We start from the raw sequence: 18,606 nt of genomic DNA, 5'->3' as shown, positions 1-18,606 counted from the left end.
TATGGCCGCTAAACGATCTAGAGCAAGAAATTTTGGTGGTGGAAAAGGTGGATTAGATTTAGGTTCTCTTTTAGGTGGTAATCAAGTAGAACAGGTTCCAGAAGTTCCACCTGAATCTTCTGTTACAGAAACTCCTTATGATTGGTCAAATAAAAGTATACCAACAGAAAATAGGATACAAACTAAATTAGAGCCTAAAGATATTGGAACACAAGGAAAATTTAGACCTACAAATCCATTTTTAGATGCTATTACTGGAGGAAAAGGGACTAATCTTGCTAATCAAGCAAATATAGAAAATATTCTTGCAGAAGAGGCTGCTAAGAGAGGTATTAGAACAAAACAAGCTGAGATACCTATTGATGTAGCTAAAAGACAGGCTCTTGATCCTTTAGATTTAGCTAAAGAAACTCAACAACATATAATAGCTCTTCTTACCTCTCAAGGTATACAACCAACACCAGAAAATATAAAAAGTCATCTTGATCTTACTTCTAATATTGCTTTATCAAAAACTGCACAACAGGGGTATGAAGGAATAGCTAAATCTAGATTAGGAACTGCTGAAGCAGAAAGAGGAATAGAATCAGAAGCAAAAACTAGACCTATAGATGTAGATACTGCAATACAACAATCAAAATTAGGAAATATAACTGCAAAAGGTAATTTAGAGGCTCAGCCAGAACTTCAGAAACAGAGAATGAAAGTAATTCCGGGTATGGCTGAAGCTGAGTATTATAAAAATTTAAAAGAAAGATTGTTTCCTCTTAGACCTGAAGAATCTGTTGCGGATATTGGAACTGGTAAAATTGCTTTTAAAGCTCCTTTAACAACTGGAGAACAATTATTAAAGAATACATTACCAGAACAATCAACTGGTATTAAAGCGAAGCTGGGTGGACCTTTTACTGGTGGTAATTTTACACAACCACAACAACCAGAAGGTTCAATTTCTTCTGATCCAACTAATCCTAATTATGATATTATAATTGTTGGTGGTCAAAAAATAAGAGTTCCAAAACAAAAGAAATAATGCCAGTATTTGAATATAAATTAAGAGAAGAATTAAAAAAAAGAGGTATTGATCCTGATAGTGCAGAACTTGTTGATGATGCAGAAGAACAATCTGCAAATATTAGTTCTCCAACTATTAAACCAAAATCTTCTACTTTTGGTGCTACTGCTAGATCATTTGCTACTGGAGTTTTACCAACAACTGCTGGATTAGTAGGAGGTAGTTTAGCGGCTGCTCCTTTTACTGGTGGAGCTTCAATTCCAGTTGGTTTAATTGCAGGTATAGCTACTTCTATTCTTGCTGGTAAAGGACAACAAAAAGCTATAGAAGCTATATCTCCAGAATTTGCACAGCAATTACAAACAGATGTAGAACAACATCCAATTGCTACAACTATAGGTTCTTTAGCTTCTGCTTTGCCAACACTTAGACCAGGTATTAAATCTTTACCTAGTGCTGGTAGAGCTATTAGAGATATTATAACTCCAGGTATTAGACCACATGCTACTGATATAGGTAATTTACTTAATGTAGGTTTAGGTTCTACAATTCAACCATCTATTAGATTAGCTACTGATCCTGAACTTAGAAAGAAAGCTCTTGCTGGTGATCCAGAATCTTTAGCTATATTAGGAATGGAAACTGTTGGTGGTGGTTTATTAAATGATCCTAGAAAATGGACAAAATCTATAGGATTACATCCAAATGTTTATAGAGAAGATATTTTCAAAGGAGCTAGAGAAGCACAAAAACCTGATTTTATAGATGTAGAATCAGAAAAAATTCCAGAAGAAATTAAACTAAAGTCTCCATTAGAAACTGAACCTGTTATTCCTGGATATGAAAAAGCAGAAGTAGTTCCTACTACAGAGAGTGGTGCAATTGGTGAATTAAAACAACGAGAAATAAAAGCTAAGAATGAGGCTATACAATTAAAAAAGGTTGCCGCAGCCGAAAGTAAATCTCAGAATGAAGCTAAAAGATTAGCAAAAATATATCAAACTGGAGATAAGAATGTTGCAGAATATTTTGGAATAGATTATTTAAAAGATTTTCAACCTTTATCTAATGAAGCAAAAGGTAGATTAAGAGAAGGATATAAATATGAATTACAACAGGCTAAATTAGAAAAAGAAGCTACTGCAGAACCTGTTGTAAGCAAGAAAGAAGAACTGAAACCAGAGGAAACTAAAATTCCATTTGCTGAGGAAAAATTGATAGAACAACAAAAAGAAGATGATAGACTTAAATATTTAATTGAGGCTACTGGAGAAAAACAAGTAGAAGGTCCAAGTAAGTTAAAAGAGAGAGAAGGAATATATAGTGAGGAAGAACAATCTAAACTTTCTGAGTTAGCACAGAAAAGAACAGAACCTTTAGTAAAAGGTGCAGAAAAAGAAGGTTTAATTCTAAAACCTACTAATGCTCTATTTGGAATGTTCCAAAAATTAGGTGTTCTTAGGAACATGAAGTTAATTAAAGATAGAGTTTTCAAGTCTGATGGAACTGAAGTGAAAGGACAAGCAATCCTAAGAAATGGTTTAGAAGAAGCTATTGCTAAAGTAAATCCTGAGACTGGAACAATAGAAACTGCGCCACATGAATTAGGTCATATATTTAGAGATGATCTATTAAAGCATGGAAATGATTCTGAGAAAAAGATAGTTACTAAAGGTGATAGAATTATAGAAGCTTCGCCTGAATATCAGGAATGGAAATCTGCAAGAAAAGCTGAAAATAAGGAATCTTCTATAGAAGAATATTATAATACTCATGTAGGAGAAGATTCTATTAGACGTGTATTAAAAACTGATGGAGATGGAAAATTTAAATCATTTTTAAAGGACTTCTGGTCTGCTGTTAAGGTTAAATATGGAAATCCAGAATCTAAAGATTTTGTTAGACTTATGAGTAATAAGCTAATAAATGATGCTCCTTTTAAAGAAACATTTGGAAAAGATGTTCAATCTAAAGTTCCTTTAAGTTCTATAGAAGAAACTAGAACTCCAGAAGCTAGGTTATCTGAAGAAGAAACTCAACCTAGTAAAGAACAGTTAATATTTGATAGAATACCAGATAAGACTGGAATTCCTGGAATTACACAGGAAGGCTTACAAGAACCTATAATGGATTTTAAAAATAGTAGTTTAGATGAACAGTCCTATTGGAAATTCTTAACTAAAGTTAAAGGATATACAAAAGCTGAAGCAAATGAACAATTAAATAAATTTAGAACTCTTCAAAATGAAAGACCTGGTAACTTTATTCCAAAATATTCCGAAGAAGAATATAATAAGTTACCTACTGCTCCTGTTAAATATTCTGGTAAATTTGAGGGTGATGAAATGTTACCAAGCTTTCATAACTATAATCTAACAGAAGATATTTCAGGTCATCCTAAAGATTCTACACTTGCTCAGGCTACTTTAGCAAATAAAGGTTATAGAATACCCAATGAATTGGAACAACATAGTTATAAAGAGATGGTAGAAAATAGTGATAAATTAAATAAGTTGAAAGAGAATTTAGGAAAATTTTCTGAAGAAGAAGGTAGTAAATTACCTAAAAAAGAATATAAAACTCCAGTCGAACAGTTAGAAGAAAGTAAACATCCTATAGATAAAGAAATATTAGATCAGTTACATATTGTTAAAAATATAAATACAGAAGGAAGAAAAGTTGTAATAACTAGAGATAGTTTTGATAAAAATAGTTCAGAATATCAATCAGCAAAATTTAAAGTTGAGAAATTAAAACAAGATTATAAAAAAGCGATTGAAAAGTTAAAACAACTCTGGGGTCCAGAAGATGTAACTAAACAAAGTGAAGAAGAAGGTTCTAAATTACCTAAATATTCAGAGAAAGAAATACCTAAATTAAGAATGCTTCCCCAAACAAAAGAAGCTGTAGAATCTTCGTCTAATCCAAAACAAGAAGAGACTAAATTAAAGAATTTCTCTACACCCTGGGGACTTAAATTTCTAACTCCTAGAATTGATAAAATAGCAGAACAATTTAAAAATAATACTGGAAACTATGTATCTAATCAATTACATAAATGGTGGGGATGGACAGATCAATTAGCCGGACAAATTGGAAATAAACAAATAGCAAATTTTAAGGATGCTAATTTTACAGAAGCAGAACATAGCTCTCTTGTAAAATATCTTTACGACATGGATAGTAAAGGAAATTCTGATGTAAAGTTAAATACTAAACAAGAAGATTTTGTTTCTAAATATTTAGAGAATATTCGAGAACCTAAACTTTTACAGAGAGAATTAGGTCTTAAGGTTGCTGGCCGTTTAGCAGGTATAAAAGAAGATGGTTACTTTCCTAATATGCTGGATAATGATGTAGCCTATAACTGGAGTGAGAAAAGTGATTCAGAACAATCTAAAACTTATGATAAATTATATACTGATTTTCTAGAGAAAAATGGTCTTTCTAAAGAAGATGCTTTAGCACAATTAAAAGATTATAAAGATGCTATAGGACATCATGTATCTCCTGATGTAGAATTTGGTGCTATTAGAAAAGCAGAAGGGCTAGGACTTCCTTTTGAATTAATTGAGAAGAATCTTCCTCATTTAATGTCACGTTATGCTAGTAGAGCAGCTAGAGATTTAGGATATTTTAAATTTTTACAAAATGATCCTAAAATGAGGAAAGCTTTTAATCTACAAGATCAATTTGGAAATAGAGATAAAACTGATTTAGCTCCAGATATAGAACATATTGGTGGTGCTAAAGTTTCTAAAGATGCTTTAGCTTCTGTTTTGGGCGCGGATAGATCAACTAGAAATCCTAAGATATTAGCTATATCTCGTATTGTAAATAATGTTTTAATGGGTGTTGGGACACCTATTAGGAATCTAGTTAATATTCCAGGTTTTATTTCTACTTATGTTCGCCCAGGTCAGATTCCACTTATATTTAAAGCTTTTGGTAATATGAATGATAGTGCAGCTAGAGCTTTTGAAAATAATTCTATTAGAGCTTCATTTGCTGATTATGATACAGCCGGAGATTTTGTATCTAGTCCTGATCCTTTTATAAGAAGACTTTCTGAGGGTTCTTATATATTGAGGAAATACCAAGGAAGAAATCTTTCTGATAAATTAGAAGGTTGGTATATACATACATTAGGAGAATTACTTGCAAAAGATAATTTAGCAGCAGCAAAGAATGGAGATAAAGAAGCTGTAAGACTAAGTAGAAGATTTGGAGATACACTAGAAGGTGGAGTAGATAAACTATTTGAAAAGAATGCTATTGTAAAGGATGAACATATACAAGCAATAGCAAAAAGATTTACTGATGCTGTAAGAGGAACATATGGTCCTGAAGGAGTTCCTACTTGGACATCAGAGGGTGGATTAAGTTTTTTTACTCAGCTTTCTAGATTTAATATAGAGAAAGCAAATACAATTTGGAAAGATGCAATTTTACCAATTAAAGAGGGCTCTTATGGTCCATTACTTAGGACTGCTCTTGGTGGTATTTTAACTGGTGCAGCAATAGAACAAATAAATGAATTACTTTCTGGTAAAAGAAGTGTTGATCCTACAATAACTGAAGTAGAAAAATTTGGAAGTCCAGTAGATGTAGGAGCTAAAGTAATTGGTCTGTGGCAATTAGCTTCTATTGCTGGAATAATTTCTGACTTTTCTAAAGTTGGCTCTAATCTAGCTCAAGGAAAAGGGATTAAATATAATAATCCACTTAGCTTTCCACTTTATTCTTTTGCTACAGATGTTCTTGCTAAGAATACAAGTGATTTAGTAAATTCTATCCAAGACGGTGATGATCCTATAGAAAGTCTAGCTTCTTATATTCAAGCTCTTGCGCAACAAAGTTCTCAGACTTATAGATATGTTGATGCAAATTTTGTTAATCCAGAATTAGCTAAAAGAAAAGAAGCTTTTCGCGATCTTAGAATATTTAAAGAACTAGATTCTGGAGATATTCCACAGGGAACTGGAGAATTACCTAATGTAATTGGAGGAAAAAAATTAAAAGAGTTTAAACAAAGTTCTGATCTAGAAATTGTAGCAAAACTATTACCAGAATTAATTGATAAAGCATTAGAAAAATCTAAAGATAATTCTGGTAATGTTGATCCTTTTGTTCTTAAAAAAGAACTACAGAAAATAAAGGAGAATAACTACCAAACTATGCCATCTCCTACAGATATGCCTATTAAATTTGTGAAGTTTATTTCTTTTCTTGAAAAATCACAAGGAAAAGAGGCTGCCGCAAGTAGATTACAAGATTATCTTTTACAAAACTTAGTAAATAAAGAGAAATCTAAATTAGTTCCATCACTCTAAAGTAGCAGCTTTAATTCCATTAATAAGGCAGCTTCTACATATATCAATATTTGTTGTATCAAAACGACAATTTAATTTTATTTCTACAATTCCAATAGATAGTATTTCTCCATTTTTTCTATGTAAATTAATTTGTCCTGTAATTTCTTCTAATACTTCTTTATATTCATTTCCGCAAATATCACATATTATTTTTCTCATAATTTTCCTATCATAATAGAACTTGCATTATAGAATCCTTCTGGTCTCTCTTCTTTTGGAACTTTACAATAACAGATAGATAATACTTTACTTAAGTTTATTGTCAATCTTTCTGAATTATATCTAGAACTTCTTTGTGTTTTTCCAGAATTATATTTATAGAATATATCCTGCTGTGCTCTAGATAAATTTAAAAGTAAATTTTCATTTAAAATTGCTCCAAAAGCTGGAAGACTTAAACTTATTTTATCTTCTATTGGTAAGTTTAATTTCTCTGCTACAGTTAAAAAATGAATGAAAGCAGCACACCAAGATTCATTTTTATTTAAAGTATCTTTCCATTCCATTCCATCTTTAATTTGATATATTCCTATTGCAAATCTTTCAAGAATATTTGCTGGATATTTTCCATTAATATCATAGAATCTAACCCACTCTTGTAATTCTAGAATATTATCAGATCTAATTGGTGCTAATATTTGTATACTCATAATCATATTTTATTAGGATTTAAAAATAATTCATAAGCTTCTAATGTCCAAGGAAATATTTCTTTAACTATTTCTTTCATAGCTTTAGCAAATTGTTGATGTTCCCATTGAGCATGTAAATCATCTCTTAGAATAAAATACTTTAAAAGATTATTCAAGTCCCATGTAGAATATATTTCTGTATAAATACCAACAGGTAATATTATTCTAGCCATTTCTTTTGCTATTCCTTCCTTAATTAAACATTTATAAAATTCATATATTTTTATATATATTCTATTTAAACATATTTCAGCATAATCTCTAAACTCTTCAAAAGTTATTTCAGGTCTAAATTCTTTTTCTTCAATACTTCCTTGTTTATTTTTAGTATCTTGTCTTCTCCATTTTTCTGGTATATAAAATTCATCAGGTAGTTCTGTATACCTAGCTGATATTTCATTTATGTTTTGCATTCTATGGCGCACAAATTGTCTCATTACAAAAATTGGCATCTTTATGTTAAATGTAATTTTACACATTTCAAGGGGAGATGTATGTTTATTTTTAATAAGATAATGTAATAATTTTTTATCAGCTTCTTCACCTTTAGAGGGACTTTTATATGATATGCGCGCGGCTTCTACTATTCTTTCATCGGAACCCATATGATCTATGTAGCGAACATAACCTTTATCTAATACTTTTATTTCGTAACCTTTATTCATATAATATGGAATTTACTATTTTCTAACTTTAGTTTTCTTATCATCAACAAATATTCAAGGGTTTCATCTAAGCTCTGCTTACCATTTGGTAAGCTTCCCCAAAAAATAACAAGTAATTCTTTTTTGGTTTGTGGTCCAGTTTTTTGAATAAAACTAATTATTTCATCAGTTAGATCAGAGAGAGGATTTTTTACATCACTTGATAGTGCCATGTGCATCCTTCTTTCAGTATGGTCTAATAGAGCTATTGCTTTTTTGCATTCCTCTATATTTACTTTCATATCTAGATTATCTAAGAAATGTATTGCCATTGCTAGTTTTTGTATAGTTACTGGTTTTCTTGCATAATAGTAGTTTAGTTTTGGACTTGTATTGGGTCTTTTATACTTTTCTACTTTATTCCATAATTCAAGATATTCTGCAGCTTCTGGTTCAAATACAACTTCTCCATAAAGAAGCGAGAGTTTTTTTATATGCTCTAAAATTATACTATATTCCTCCATTTGTTCTTTAGAAAACTCTGGCGGCTTCAATCTATCAAATCTATTAGATAATTCAAAGACAAATATACATCTACTTGCAAAACCTTCATTTAATAATTCATCAGAAAATACTCTTTTTAGAAATTTTGGAGTAGTTCCTCCTATTAAAGAAAGGCAACAATTTTTTATAAAATCTCTTCCTCTAGATATAGTATCATATCTATAATCACCACAATCATAAGCTACAAGAAGAAAGCGAACAAGATCTTCTGTATGTTTTCTAAAAAGAGAACTTATTTCTTCTAGACAAAAAGCAAGACTAGAATGTATATAAGCTTTTTTAGTTTCATTTTCTTTATAAAAATAGGCTCTTACAGAACGTGATATTTCTCTAACAAGTGCTTCATAAGTAGAAGCATCAGCGCCAACTTGAAATAAAAGTGGTTTTTCCATCCCATGTTTAGGCTGTTCATTAAAATTTATTGTTTTAGTTTCTCCTATTTGATCTTTTTCTTTTTCTAGTTTAAAATATCTTAAAAGTTTATTAACTTCTGTAATTACAAGCCCTTTTCCAACACCTGGATCAGCAGTAAAAATTATATAAGGATTGGGAAATAATGGTTTACCATCAATTTGTCCACGCCAAATTCTTCTCTGAAGAGCTGCTGCTATAGTATAATACAAACCCCAATCTATATAACTATCTGGTGAAATGATAGTCTCGCAATAATATCTCCATCTATCCATGTTTGATGTAAACATTGATTAGATAATATTAAACTATTCTATTTCTTTAAGACCATTTGGATTATTTATTTCGTGATAATCACTCCAGTTATAACCTAATTTTAAAGAACTTTTCATTCTAAATTTAGTTCCATCGGTAGGTGATATATATTCTCTTTCTAGACCGTTTTTTAATAATAAACTACAATACTCTATATCTTTATCATTATCAGGACATTCAGCTAAAATACTATCATGTCCATTATTCAGAATATGGTAATCTAGTTTTTCTTTTTCTATAATTTCTTGTATTTCTGTTATTGCTATATTAGTTGCTGTCCCAACACTTGATTGTGGAATGAAAGCATATGCTTCCCTAATCATATTATCATCTATGAATCCAGTAAATTTAAAAGGAAATCCAAAAAGATTTCTTAGTTCTTTATACTTTCTAATATGCTCATATATTTTAGAATGCCATAAATGTATTTCTGGAAAGAGCTTATGAAACATCATAAGATATTGTTCGCCTTCTTTTTTAGAGAGTGCAATTAAACCTCCAGATTCCTCTAGTAAGGATAGGCAGAACTTAAATGCTTGCATACCATAGGAACTTGCGTGAACAATTTTCTTACCAATAAAATAATATCTTTCTTTTGAAGGCCAGTGATCAGAACTTCTAATAAGATTATCTAATTCTTTCCAAAAAGGTAGACTTCTTAAATATTTTATTTCTGTATTAATAGCTAAATCTATTTTTTCAGCATCAAAGTGTTTTTTAAATTGTTCAGCAAAAACATAAAGTGCTATAAAAGTATGAGGTTTTATGTTATTTTTAAAAAGTGATCTATAATTTCCATCTCTGCATAAATAAGCTACTATTAAAGCTTCAGCACCAGACTGATCTTTTGATACTAATTTATACCCTTTATCAGCTTCCCAAATTATTCTCATACCTCCTTCTATATTTTGCCTATTGCCACCGAAATTGATCCATTTTGTATCATGTAAAGAGGAAAGTATCTTTCTACTTCCTAATCTAAATGTATTAGTCGCACTTACAATCCAATGACTTGTATCCCTAGGTTTATCTAGTTTATTGTGCATTTTTTATTCTTGTATCGCTAATAGAAAATTCCTTAGCTTTTATTATAGAAAATACACATCTACCCTCTATGCTTATTTTAATACCACCTTCTGTAATTATGATATTAACTTTATCTGGTTCTATATATTCAATACCTATTAATTGTTTCATTTTTCAAATTCTATTTCTTTTAATATTTTATGTGCTTCATTTATTTTATCTAGAAGTTCTTTGTTTTTACCTGTAAAATATTTTAGATTTGATAAAGCTTGTGTTATAGATTCTACGCCTAATTTACACTCATAAAAAAGATATAAAGACTCAAATTGTTTTTTTACTATTTTCATTTATAAGATTCCATACTTTATTAAAAATTCTTCGATCTATTAATAATTTTGTAAAATAGTATTTAACACAATCATCACATAGATAAATTATTTTTTCTTCTTTTATAGTTTTATCTATAAATTTAAATAAATTACTAAGTTCACTTTTACATCTATTACATTTTATTGGTTTTAAGTATTCGCTCATTGTATGTATCTTCTGCTAATCTAATGGAATTAACCATTCCCCAGAGAATATATTCTTCTGTTATTGGATTCCATAATTTATCTTTACCTTGGTCTTCTACCATAAAAGTGCTTTTACAGCAAGCAGTATGTATACGAACTTGTATATACTTTTTCTCATTTTTAAAAGTAATATTTTCAACTATTATCATTTTATTTGTAAAGTGTCGTATGGTCTTCTGTCAAAAGCTTTTACATGAGTTTCTTCTATATGTTTTTTTATTACTATATGATCCCCACATTCATAGGTTCCATATTCTTTTATACTATTAAGAAGTTCCTCACGTTTTGGTTTAAGCTCAGAATCTATAATTTCTTTCTGGCGCTCTAAATTATAAATATCTGCTGCTAGTTTTATTTGTTTATCAGTCATACTTGTTGTTCTATTGATGTTATGTAACTTATATCTATAAATTTAATTAGTTGTAATTCTTGATTTAAGATTATAACTCTATTTATAGGCGGAATAAAATAAATAAAATCTGGATGAAAAATTTGAGTTGATTTTCCGTCTACTGTATTTATTTTAAATGGTTTAAATGGGGCAAGATTTTTAAATGTTTCTAATTCTGTAATTGTCATAATTTATTGTATCCATGTTTTCCAATTAAGCGTTCCTGTCTCTTTTTGTTTTTCTCTATATTTAATAAGGAAGTCTATTACTGGATTCTCATGTCTAAGTTTTAATTTCAATAGCGCATCTGCACTTAAACTACTTGCTCCTGTTTTTGTTCTTTTAACAATTGGATAACCAAGAAGATCATGAAAATATTTAGTGCATTTTTTATTGCTTATTAACATTTCTACCTTTGGTCCTGTTAAAATACTTATAATCCTCATATATTGCATCATAAGTCTATCAGACTCATTTATCCATTGCTGGCGCTTTTCTTCATTAAATTTCATTCCAAGTAAGGACATTATAAGATATGGTCTAATAGACTTCATAGCTTGATCTATACTAGATAGAAGACCAGGATCATTACTTGCGTATTTAAGCTGGGCTTCTTTGACTAGTCTCATTGTGTAAACATCTTTACTACAATATTTCCATAGTTGCTCTGCTTGACTTAAATTATTATAACCATGAGCAGCTTCTGATTTATGATATGGAAGATATAACCAATAACTTATACAATGTCCTAGCGATTTTTCAACAGTAGGGAAGATACGGTGATTAGAAATAAGAGTATCAAAGCAATTTTTGCCAATAGATATTTTATATTTATAGGCAAAAATAAAGAAATCGAACACAGCACCGTTATGAGCAATAACAGTGTTACCATAGAAGGCCATATATAAAGCTCTAAAAATTTGAGGAATTTCTTCATAAGCTGGTTTATATTCTATATCTAGAACTGGAACAACGTATATATTATTTGAATTCCCAAAGTTAAAAGCAAAACATCTAATGTCTAGACTTTCAATATCTGTTTCTATGTCGATATATAAATCTTGCCCTTTTTCTTTTTCCAAGGTTTCAATAATTGTTTTACTTGGAGGGTAAATGTGATACTCTGGACTGAAAGAAGGTAATGGAATATTCCCGTTATTTTCGAGGATACGCAATACTTTTTTTGTGTCTGCTTTAAGCCAGAAACGATAATTTTCACGGGAAGTTTTATTTCTTGATTTTTCTCCAATATAGGAATCTCGTTCTTCTTCATATTCATCTTCAATTTCTTCTTTATTAAATTTTGCTTCAAAATTTTGTGGATCGATTGCATCTTGATAGGAAAAACTTGAAATACATGGTATTCCATTTATAATATATGGACTTCCGCGCGCCTCATCTAATGTTTCAACTCTACCTGTATATATATGAAAAGCTCTTTGTCCTAATAAAAAAACAATTTTAGTCTTAGGTAAAAGTTTTCTTTTATCATCAATTAATCTTACATCGCAACAATAAATGTTTGTTTCTGGCATCAAACATTCAGTATTAAAAAAGTATGCGCCGGAGCCTTGTAAAAGTTGTCTTTTCTCAAATCTATTCGAGCCTGATAGAATAATAGTTAGCCCGTTATAATCAAATTTTGGTGGTTGACTTAACACGTTGATGTTGTAGAAAGCTTTTAATTACTGAATATGAACTATTGGGAACTGGAATACTAACATTATTTAATTTAACATCATGAATATCAATATCATCGTGTGACATAGGATCATTTTTATCTGCTTCTATATATTCAAAATCTATAGTTAGAGTATTCATACTATATCATTTCCTAGTTCCATTTGAAGTGCATCTTGACTATTCCATATGTAATTGTATAGTTTCACTTTATCTTGTTCAAAAGATTTCATACTATTATACAATTTTTCTGGAGGATTATAATTATAACCTTCTTTCTCTAAAATATCTTTAAGCCATCTAAAATAACTTGCTGGAATATCTTGTAATAGTTGATTTTTATATTTTCCAAATACCATTAAAGATGTATCTTCAAAGCATGGATTTCTTTTGTCTTGTTTTGTCATATTTATCCTTGAGAACCTTCTAATGCTTCATTGTGTATTTGTTCTTCTTTTATTGCATCTTCTTTTTCTAAAACAATTATTGCTTTACGAAATATTTTAAATGCGTGAGCAAATTGAGGTAAATTAATATTTTTATAGTGTAATTCCGTTATTTCACAGGCACGTATAATTATCTCAGATTTCATAAAATTAAGAAAGTGGCCAGTAACTTTAAAGTGCTTGTCGTACTTATAAAGAAGGAAGAATTGCCACCATTATAGTTGTTGTAAAGTTTATAATGCACAAGTTACAACTTGAATGTGGATTACTTATATGTTTCATCATGGCTATCTTCCAAAATGTCTGGTTGCATTATTTCAGCAACCAGGATTTTTGGACCTATTATTAGGTCTTGTGGATATTAAATCCACCATTTAGCATGTTGCTAGCCTATTTAACCGGACTAGTGCGGAATTATTTAGAATGGATGCGGAACTTCACCAGTATATCTCTTTAGCCACATAGTTTGAGTTAACATAGTCCTAGTTATTTCTTCACCATCACTATCAGTGATTGGATCACCAATAGGTTGTTCACCCTTAGCAATCTTTTCTTCTTTTTCTTCTTCTGTTAATTGTTTTCTCTCTACTATAGTTAAACCTTGAACTATAGCTTCCATACATAAAGAATCAAAGAACTTAATATCTGGATTTGTTTCATCTACTCCTTTGAATTCCTCTCCATTTGCTTTAGTCCAAAACTCAGCATAAAAGCCATCTACTGCTTTTTGTGTTAGGGTGAAATAAGTAGTTTTAAGTCTCAATCCAGCAAGTTGATATTCCTGGCCGTTTCTTTCCATTTTAGTATCAATACTCCCAGTGCTATTTGGGATACCTAAAAGTTCCCAATTTGCTGTTATCATTGGAGCATCATTAGAATTAGGCCCAAATTTAACATCTGTGCAGCGAATTACACAACGATTCTTGAACGCAGGTGGGACAGCTAATTTAGGTTTATTTGATTTAGTTAACATATGTTTTTGGTTTTAGTTTTTTTGTTTTGTTTTCCTCTCTATTTTTATAAGAGAGAAATTGTTTATTCTATATTTCCATGATCTGTTCTTGTTACATGTTCAGAAGCTAGAACATGAACCCCACCATTAGGGCCAATAACAACAAAACTTCTTCCTATTGGTGGAAAATAAATGTAATCTATATGGGGAATATGAATCTGAAATCCGTCTGTCATATAAATTGTGAATGGTTTAAAATCTTTTATTTGATCTTTTAACTCTCCTATTTTCATAAATTATTTTCTTTTAAATAGAATGTCATATTTTTCATATCTATTTTAAATTGTATAGGATTTATATGATAAGGTGTTACATATAAAGAAGATTTTAAATTATTAAGTGGTATTCCCATTTCTAGAAATCCACTTTCTATAGCACCTACTCTAAACATATTAAGAGCACGAAGTAAATGCTGCTGCTCTGGAAAATATCCTGTATTTAATGTTTTATTTTTATCTGCATGTAATGTAATTGCCATAACAGCACCAGCTAAGCAAATAAAACATTTTTTATTATGATTTTCATGAAACACATTCATAGAAATTTCATAAATTTCTGGCATACTTTCTACAGTTTCTAAATCTTTTAAAGCTAATTCTATTAGTTTTGAGGGTTTTATATTTTTCATATTTTATTTTTGTATTGTTCAAATATCTTAAAATGTGGCTCTATTTTAAATGTTCCTTCTGGAAATTTTAATCTTGTTTTAATATCTACTCTATTATTACTGGCTACTTGCCACCAATAAGAACATTTTGTTACTATTCCATCTTTATTTTTTTCTTCTTCACAAATCATATGGAAAAAATCAGTAAAATGAGACTTAAGTTGAGCTACGAACTTCCCTTGCATAAGTGGTGCTATCTTATCTAAAAGTTGTCCTGTGTTTTTATCTCTTACTTTATCCTCATGGAATGTTACTACAACATGACATTTACATGCTTTAAGACGAACAACTATTTTTTCGCAGTATTCTATTTTTTTCTGCCAAAAATAATAGTCGTCTGTTTTACCTTCCTTTGTTACTTTAGGTGGATCAGTATCTTGCTGTAAATCAAAAGCATTTTGCAGTGCTGTCCAACTATCAAGAAGTAGTGTTTGTTCATTACTCATTTTAAGAACATCTTCTTCTAGAAATTTAAGAAAAGCATCTCTTCTATTAGCTGTAGCTCTAGGTTTAGTTGGTTTAAATCCAAAATTACATACCCATTCTTCGTCATAAAATGGAATAAAAATAATATTTTCTCCCGAAAATCTAGTAAGACCACCATCAAAGTCTGCAACTATAACATTTGGAAAAGTTAGAGCAGATGTTGTTTTTCCAGTAGCAGGCTCGCCACAAAGTCCAAGTCTAATTTGACCCATTAGAGTATCTTTTAAATTAAGTGATTTCTCAGGAATGTGCATATTATTTTAGAGTTTTCTTTATTATTAAAATAAATCCAAAAATTATTAAATGTATAGACCAATATATTTTAAGGTAATCATATCTACCAAAATAACTTATTCCAAAACTAAATAAATCAAAATCAGTTATTGGGAATTTCCATTGATTTGATACAACTATTATCATATAACTATATTTTGTTCTATTACTTCCATTGTTTCCTTAAAAGAACCAATTATATAGAATCCATCACCTTGTCTTAATTTTATTCCAGTAACATTTTTTATAAGACAATCATATCTATCCATTACTGGATGAATAATAACAATATCTTCTATGTTAATTGCAATCTCAGCAACAGAAATTACTTTAGGCTCACTCTCATTCTCAATCCTTGCTTGTGTTAGAGTTAAAAGCTTCATTTTTTATTTTCCCATTCTAGTTTACTTCTATGAATTGTTATATTACCACCTTTCGTTAAATCTAAACAATAGATGAAAATATTATCTAAAATTCCAAAAAGTGGAAAAACTTTTATTTTAATTCCTTCTCTATTTATATAAAAATATTCCAGTTTTTCTGGATTATTTTTTATCTCTGACATAATTATTCTTTTAATCTTACCTCTTCTGTCAAGAATTGAATTCAAGTGGATTATAGTGTTTTTTAATAAAATTATAGTCTAATATTACATTCCTTGTAGTTTCATCTACTGCTGCGCATGATTGAGAAAAATCACATTTTCCATACTTAGTTTCGCATGAGCCATTTAAAATTCCTTCGCGCAATGGAAGTCTATTACTAGATCTCCATAATTTAATTGAATCTATTAATTTAAATACTTTTCTTTCTACTAATTTATCAAATTCTTCCATTTTAGGATCATCAGAAAATAACATAACTTCAGATCGTTTATATTCTACTTCTTTATCTGCTCCTTTATAGAATATTCCATCTATTTGACAACCTATTATATCTTCACATAGTTTTCCAATAAAAGATTCTGGATAAGCTTCTGCATATTTAAATAAGCTCCATTTATAAAATCGTAATTGTGGAGATAATTCAAAAGATTGAAAATAAGATTTTATATCCCACATAGATGTAGTTTTTGCATCCATTATAGATACTATTCCGTTTTCTTGTTTTCCTATTTCATCCATAGTAAATGCCATTAAGATTTCCATATCATCATCTACATAATATGGAAAAGCGCCTTTGATTTCTAATAGAGATTCTTCTATTTCAACTTCATGTTCTGAATTATCGGAACAAAGTAAGTATGTTTTAGTAGCTTCATTAAGACTTTCTAATTGTTCTTTGGTTAAATTTTTTATTTTTTTCTTAATTTTTATTCTAATAGGCTTAAAAGAATCTTTTGCATATTTTTCTGCATACTCTATACATATTCTCATTAAGAAAACTGGGGTAAGATATTTTTTATTATACTTCTCTATCATCGGAGTATTTATAAAATATTCTTTTGCTTTATTTATTCCTTCTGCAACTCCTTGTTCTCCCTTTTCTCTAAATATTTTTCTGAAGATATGGAATGCAGTACCGAAACAGATATCATTATTTTCTAATTTTTGTTTATAGCCTTCTACAACAGTATTAAATAATCTAAGAATACAAGAAGAATTAGAAAAAGCAGAAGCATCTAACATTAGAAGTAATTTATCAGACATAAGATTTTTCTAAAGAAGTTATATGATTTTTATTTAAGACTATATAATATCCAGTTGATTGAAAGAGAAATATACCATCACCCACTGGATGAAATATTAAAAAATCTTGATGTGCTACGATAAATTTTCTTCCATCTGAAAGACAAATTAATATAGGACACTTTGTATCTACTAGATAAGCTTTTATTGTTTCTGTTGTCATGGTAACTCAATCCCAAAGCTCTTAGCAATTGCGCGAGCTTGATTTAATTTTATATTTAATTCCATATTAGCTTGCTTTGATCCTTTAATAGTATGCTCAGTTTTAACTTGTAGTTCAGGACGAGTTATATTAAAATATGGTGATAAATAAGAATTTAATTCTGAATCAGACATAGCTTCTAATTTTTCTGCTGAGCACTCTAATAATTGTTCTATGGTCATATTTCAAAAGGAAATCTTAGATAGAATTTTTCTTCATTTTCCATATAAGTGTATAAGGAAACTCCAACAATATTAATTCTATATTCTATAAATTTAATAGGTGAGTTTAATTTTATTACAAGACAGATTAGACTTGCTTTATCTATTTTTTCAATTCCTTCTATATAAGATATTTTCTTATCATCTAAAACTTTTTTTATAATTTCTAGTCCTACTTTAGATGGAAGAAGAATTAATGATTTTTTATCTTCACCAACTCTCCAATACTTAAGGATTTGTATTTTCATTTTGTTTTATAGCATTCAATAATCTAGGTTTTGTAATTATATTAGAAAATAAAAAATTATTATTCTCATCTTTTACTTTAGATAAATACAGAATGTTAAGTATTTGCTGATCTACTGGAATTCTTTCATGGGAATCTAATGGTGTTCTATAATAAGAACGTCCAGCACTAATTTCTGTTATTCCTGTAGTATCTTTCATAAACTGACAAATAACACAATTAAAATTATCTGAATAATTTATTTTTATATCTTCTGGTAAACCTTCTACCCATTTAATGAATTTTTCTTTTGATGTTTTCATTTATTTCTTGTTCTTCTAGTCGTTTTATTTCTTCTACTATTTCTGAAGCTACGTAAAAATCTCCATAATCCATTGCAATAGCAAAATCTTCTTTTAATTCATCTAATGTTTTCATTCTATTTGATCTTTAGCTAAATGAACTACTTTAATTCTATTTTGTGAAACAAAAGCTGCGAAAATTGGACTTGGATCTAATAGAGTTTTCATTTTACTCACTTCTTCTTCATCTATATTTAAATCCTTTATATCTAGTTCTTCTCCCTCAGAACTTGTTTCCATAAAATGAAATACTTGATCTTTGTAAGTTTCTAATACTTTTGAATTTTCTAGATTAGAAACCTTATGCGCGATCCAACCATTTATAGTAGGAGAAT

Annotated in this window: 30 protein-coding genes; 2 read left to right on the top strand and 28 right to left on the bottom strand. The window is 29.4% G+C overall.

What is annotated here, in order from left to right:
• Position 1 precedes the first annotated feature (1 nt).
• On the top strand, positions 2–1,033 hold the full coding sequence (locus tag VF849_01490) for a hypothetical protein (protein ID HEX9232700.1): 1,032 nt from the start codon (positions 2–4) through the stop codon (positions 1,031–1,033).
• Positions 1,033–6,348, top strand: coding sequence for a hypothetical protein (locus VF849_01485; GenBank protein ID HEX9232699.1), 5,316 nt, complete (start codon positions 1,033–1,035; stop codon positions 6,346–6,348). Before VF849_01490 ends, VF849_01485 begins: the two co-directional genes overlap by 1 nt.
• Here VF849_01485 and VF849_01480 read toward each other — a convergent pair.
• The 28 genes from VF849_01480 to VF849_01345 form a co-directional block, all read right to left on the bottom strand.
• Positions 6,340–6,549 carry a hypothetical protein gene (locus VF849_01480; GenBank protein ID HEX9232698.1) on the bottom strand — a complete coding sequence of 70 codons (210 nt, stop codon included), beginning with the start codon at positions 6,547–6,549 and terminating at the stop codon, positions 6,340–6,342. The genes VF849_01485 and VF849_01480 overlap by 9 nt on opposite strands.
• Positions 6,546–7,040: a hypothetical protein gene (locus VF849_01475; GenBank protein ID HEX9232697.1), complete on the bottom strand. Its 495-nt coding sequence runs from the start codon at positions 7,038–7,040 to the stop codon at positions 6,546–6,548. Before VF849_01475 ends, VF849_01480 begins: the two co-directional genes overlap by 4 nt.
• 2 nt (positions 7,041–7,042) lie before the next feature.
• The gene (gene thyX / locus VF849_01470; GenBank protein HEX9232696.1) at positions 7,043–7,747 is read right to left on the bottom strand and encodes an FAD-dependent thymidylate synthase; all 705 of its coding nucleotides are present in this window, start codon (positions 7,745–7,747) and stop codon (positions 7,043–7,045) included.
• A complete protein-coding gene (locus VF849_01465) occupies positions 7,744–8,976 on the bottom strand; it encodes a DUF3987 domain-containing protein (GenBank protein HEX9232695.1) in 1,233 nt (410 codons plus the stop codon). Before VF849_01465 ends, thyX begins: the two co-directional genes overlap by 4 nt.
• Before the next feature lie 33 nt (positions 8,977–9,009).
• Positions 9,010–10,062, bottom strand: a complete 1,053-nt coding sequence (locus VF849_01460) for a DNA polymerase (protein ID HEX9232694.1) — start codon at positions 10,060–10,062, stop codon at positions 9,010–9,012.
• Positions 10,052–10,213, bottom strand: a complete 162-nt coding sequence (locus VF849_01455; protein ID HEX9232693.1) for a hypothetical protein — start codon at positions 10,211–10,213, stop codon at positions 10,052–10,054. The genes VF849_01460 and VF849_01455 overlap by 11 nt, the downstream gene beginning before the upstream one ends.
• A complete protein-coding gene (locus VF849_01450) occupies positions 10,210–10,389 on the bottom strand; it encodes a hypothetical protein (protein ID HEX9232692.1) in 180 nt (59 codons plus the stop codon). Before VF849_01450 ends, VF849_01455 begins: the two co-directional genes overlap by 4 nt.
• 155 nt (positions 10,390–10,544) lie before the next feature.
• Entirely contained in the window at positions 10,545–10,766 is a 222-nt protein-coding gene (locus tag VF849_01445; GenBank protein HEX9232691.1) for a hypothetical protein, read from the bottom strand.
• Positions 10,763–10,987, bottom strand: coding sequence for a hypothetical protein (locus VF849_01440; GenBank protein ID HEX9232690.1), 225 nt, complete (start codon positions 10,985–10,987; stop codon positions 10,763–10,765). Before VF849_01440 ends, VF849_01445 begins: the two co-directional genes overlap by 4 nt.
• Entirely contained in the window at positions 10,984–11,196 is a 213-nt protein-coding gene (locus tag VF849_01435) for a hypothetical protein (GenBank protein ID HEX9232689.1), read from the bottom strand. The genes VF849_01440 and VF849_01435 overlap by 4 nt, the downstream gene beginning before the upstream one ends.
• A gap of 3 nt (positions 11,197–11,199) precedes the next feature.
• Entirely contained in the window at positions 11,200–12,669 is a 1,470-nt protein-coding gene (locus tag VF849_01430; protein ID HEX9232688.1) for a hypothetical protein, read from the bottom strand.
• Positions 12,644–12,829: a hypothetical protein gene (locus VF849_01425; GenBank protein ID HEX9232687.1), complete on the bottom strand. Its 186-nt coding sequence runs from the start codon at positions 12,827–12,829 to the stop codon at positions 12,644–12,646. Before VF849_01425 ends, VF849_01430 begins: the two co-directional genes overlap by 26 nt.
• Positions 12,826–13,095 carry a DUF3820 family protein gene (locus VF849_01420; protein HEX9232686.1) on the bottom strand — a complete coding sequence of 90 codons (270 nt, stop codon included), beginning with the start codon at positions 13,093–13,095 and terminating at the stop codon, positions 12,826–12,828. Before VF849_01420 ends, VF849_01425 begins: the two co-directional genes overlap by 4 nt.
• 2 nt (positions 13,096–13,097) lie before the next feature.
• A complete protein-coding gene (locus VF849_01415) occupies positions 13,098–13,280 on the bottom strand; it encodes a hypothetical protein (GenBank protein ID HEX9232685.1) in 183 nt (60 codons plus the stop codon).
• A gap of 272 nt (positions 13,281–13,552) precedes the next feature.
• Positions 13,553–14,107, bottom strand: a complete 555-nt coding sequence (locus VF849_01410; GenBank protein ID HEX9232684.1) for a hypothetical protein — start codon at positions 14,105–14,107, stop codon at positions 13,553–13,555.
• A gap of 62 nt (positions 14,108–14,169) precedes the next feature.
• Positions 14,170–14,379, bottom strand: coding sequence for a hypothetical protein (locus tag VF849_01405; GenBank protein ID HEX9232683.1), 210 nt, complete (start codon positions 14,377–14,379; stop codon positions 14,170–14,172).
• Positions 14,376–14,774 (bottom strand): hypothetical protein, encoded by a 399-nt coding sequence (locus tag VF849_01400; GenBank protein HEX9232682.1) that lies wholly within the window; start codon positions 14,772–14,774, stop codon positions 14,376–14,378. The genes VF849_01405 and VF849_01400 overlap by 4 nt, the downstream gene beginning before the upstream one ends.
• Positions 14,771–15,553, bottom strand: coding sequence for an AAA family ATPase (locus VF849_01395; protein HEX9232681.1), 783 nt, complete (start codon positions 15,551–15,553; stop codon positions 14,771–14,773). Before VF849_01395 ends, VF849_01400 begins: the two co-directional genes overlap by 4 nt.
• Position 15,554: 1 nt before the next feature.
• Positions 15,555–15,719 (bottom strand): hypothetical protein, encoded by a 165-nt coding sequence (locus VF849_01390; protein ID HEX9232680.1) that lies wholly within the window; start codon positions 15,717–15,719, stop codon positions 15,555–15,557.
• Positions 15,716–15,955, bottom strand: a complete 240-nt coding sequence (locus tag VF849_01385) for a hypothetical protein (GenBank protein ID HEX9232679.1) — start codon at positions 15,953–15,955, stop codon at positions 15,716–15,718. Before VF849_01385 ends, VF849_01390 begins: the two co-directional genes overlap by 4 nt.
• A complete protein-coding gene (locus VF849_01380; protein ID HEX9232678.1) occupies positions 15,952–16,137 on the bottom strand; it encodes a hypothetical protein in 186 nt (61 codons plus the stop codon). Before VF849_01380 ends, VF849_01385 begins: the two co-directional genes overlap by 4 nt.
• A 28-nt stretch (positions 16,138–16,165) precedes the next feature.
• Positions 16,166–17,221: a hypothetical protein gene (locus tag VF849_01375; protein HEX9232677.1), complete on the bottom strand. Its 1,056-nt coding sequence runs from the start codon at positions 17,219–17,221 to the stop codon at positions 16,166–16,168.
• Positions 17,214–17,423 carry a hypothetical protein gene (locus VF849_01370; GenBank protein ID HEX9232676.1) on the bottom strand — a complete coding sequence of 70 codons (210 nt, stop codon included), beginning with the start codon at positions 17,421–17,423 and terminating at the stop codon, positions 17,214–17,216. Before VF849_01370 ends, VF849_01375 begins: the two co-directional genes overlap by 8 nt.
• The gene (locus VF849_01365) at positions 17,420–17,644 is read right to left on the bottom strand and encodes a hypothetical protein (protein HEX9232675.1); all 225 of its coding nucleotides are present in this window, start codon (positions 17,642–17,644) and stop codon (positions 17,420–17,422) included. Before VF849_01365 ends, VF849_01370 begins: the two co-directional genes overlap by 4 nt.
• Positions 17,641–17,931 carry a hypothetical protein gene (locus VF849_01360; GenBank protein ID HEX9232674.1) on the bottom strand — a complete coding sequence of 97 codons (291 nt, stop codon included), beginning with the start codon at positions 17,929–17,931 and terminating at the stop codon, positions 17,641–17,643. The genes VF849_01365 and VF849_01360 overlap by 4 nt, the downstream gene beginning before the upstream one ends.
• A complete protein-coding gene (locus tag VF849_01355; GenBank protein ID HEX9232673.1) occupies positions 17,912–18,232 on the bottom strand; it encodes a hypothetical protein in 321 nt (106 codons plus the stop codon). The genes VF849_01360 and VF849_01355 overlap by 20 nt, the downstream gene beginning before the upstream one ends.
• Positions 18,204–18,347 carry a hypothetical protein gene (locus tag VF849_01350; GenBank protein HEX9232672.1) on the bottom strand — a complete coding sequence of 48 codons (144 nt, stop codon included), beginning with the start codon at positions 18,345–18,347 and terminating at the stop codon, positions 18,204–18,206. Before VF849_01350 ends, VF849_01355 begins: the two co-directional genes overlap by 29 nt.
• Positions 18,344–18,606: hypothetical protein (locus VF849_01345; GenBank protein HEX9232671.1), on the bottom strand; the 263-nt coding region annotated here is incomplete at its 5' end. The genes VF849_01350 and VF849_01345, both read right to left, overlap by 4 nt.

Source organism: Blattabacteriaceae bacterium (genome assembly GCA_036390115.1).
Taxonomy (GTDB): domain Bacteria; phylum Bacteroidota; class Bacteroidia; order Flavobacteriales; family Blattabacteriaceae; genus DASQPV01.
This window is presented reverse-complemented; position numbering and strand designations above follow the sequence as displayed.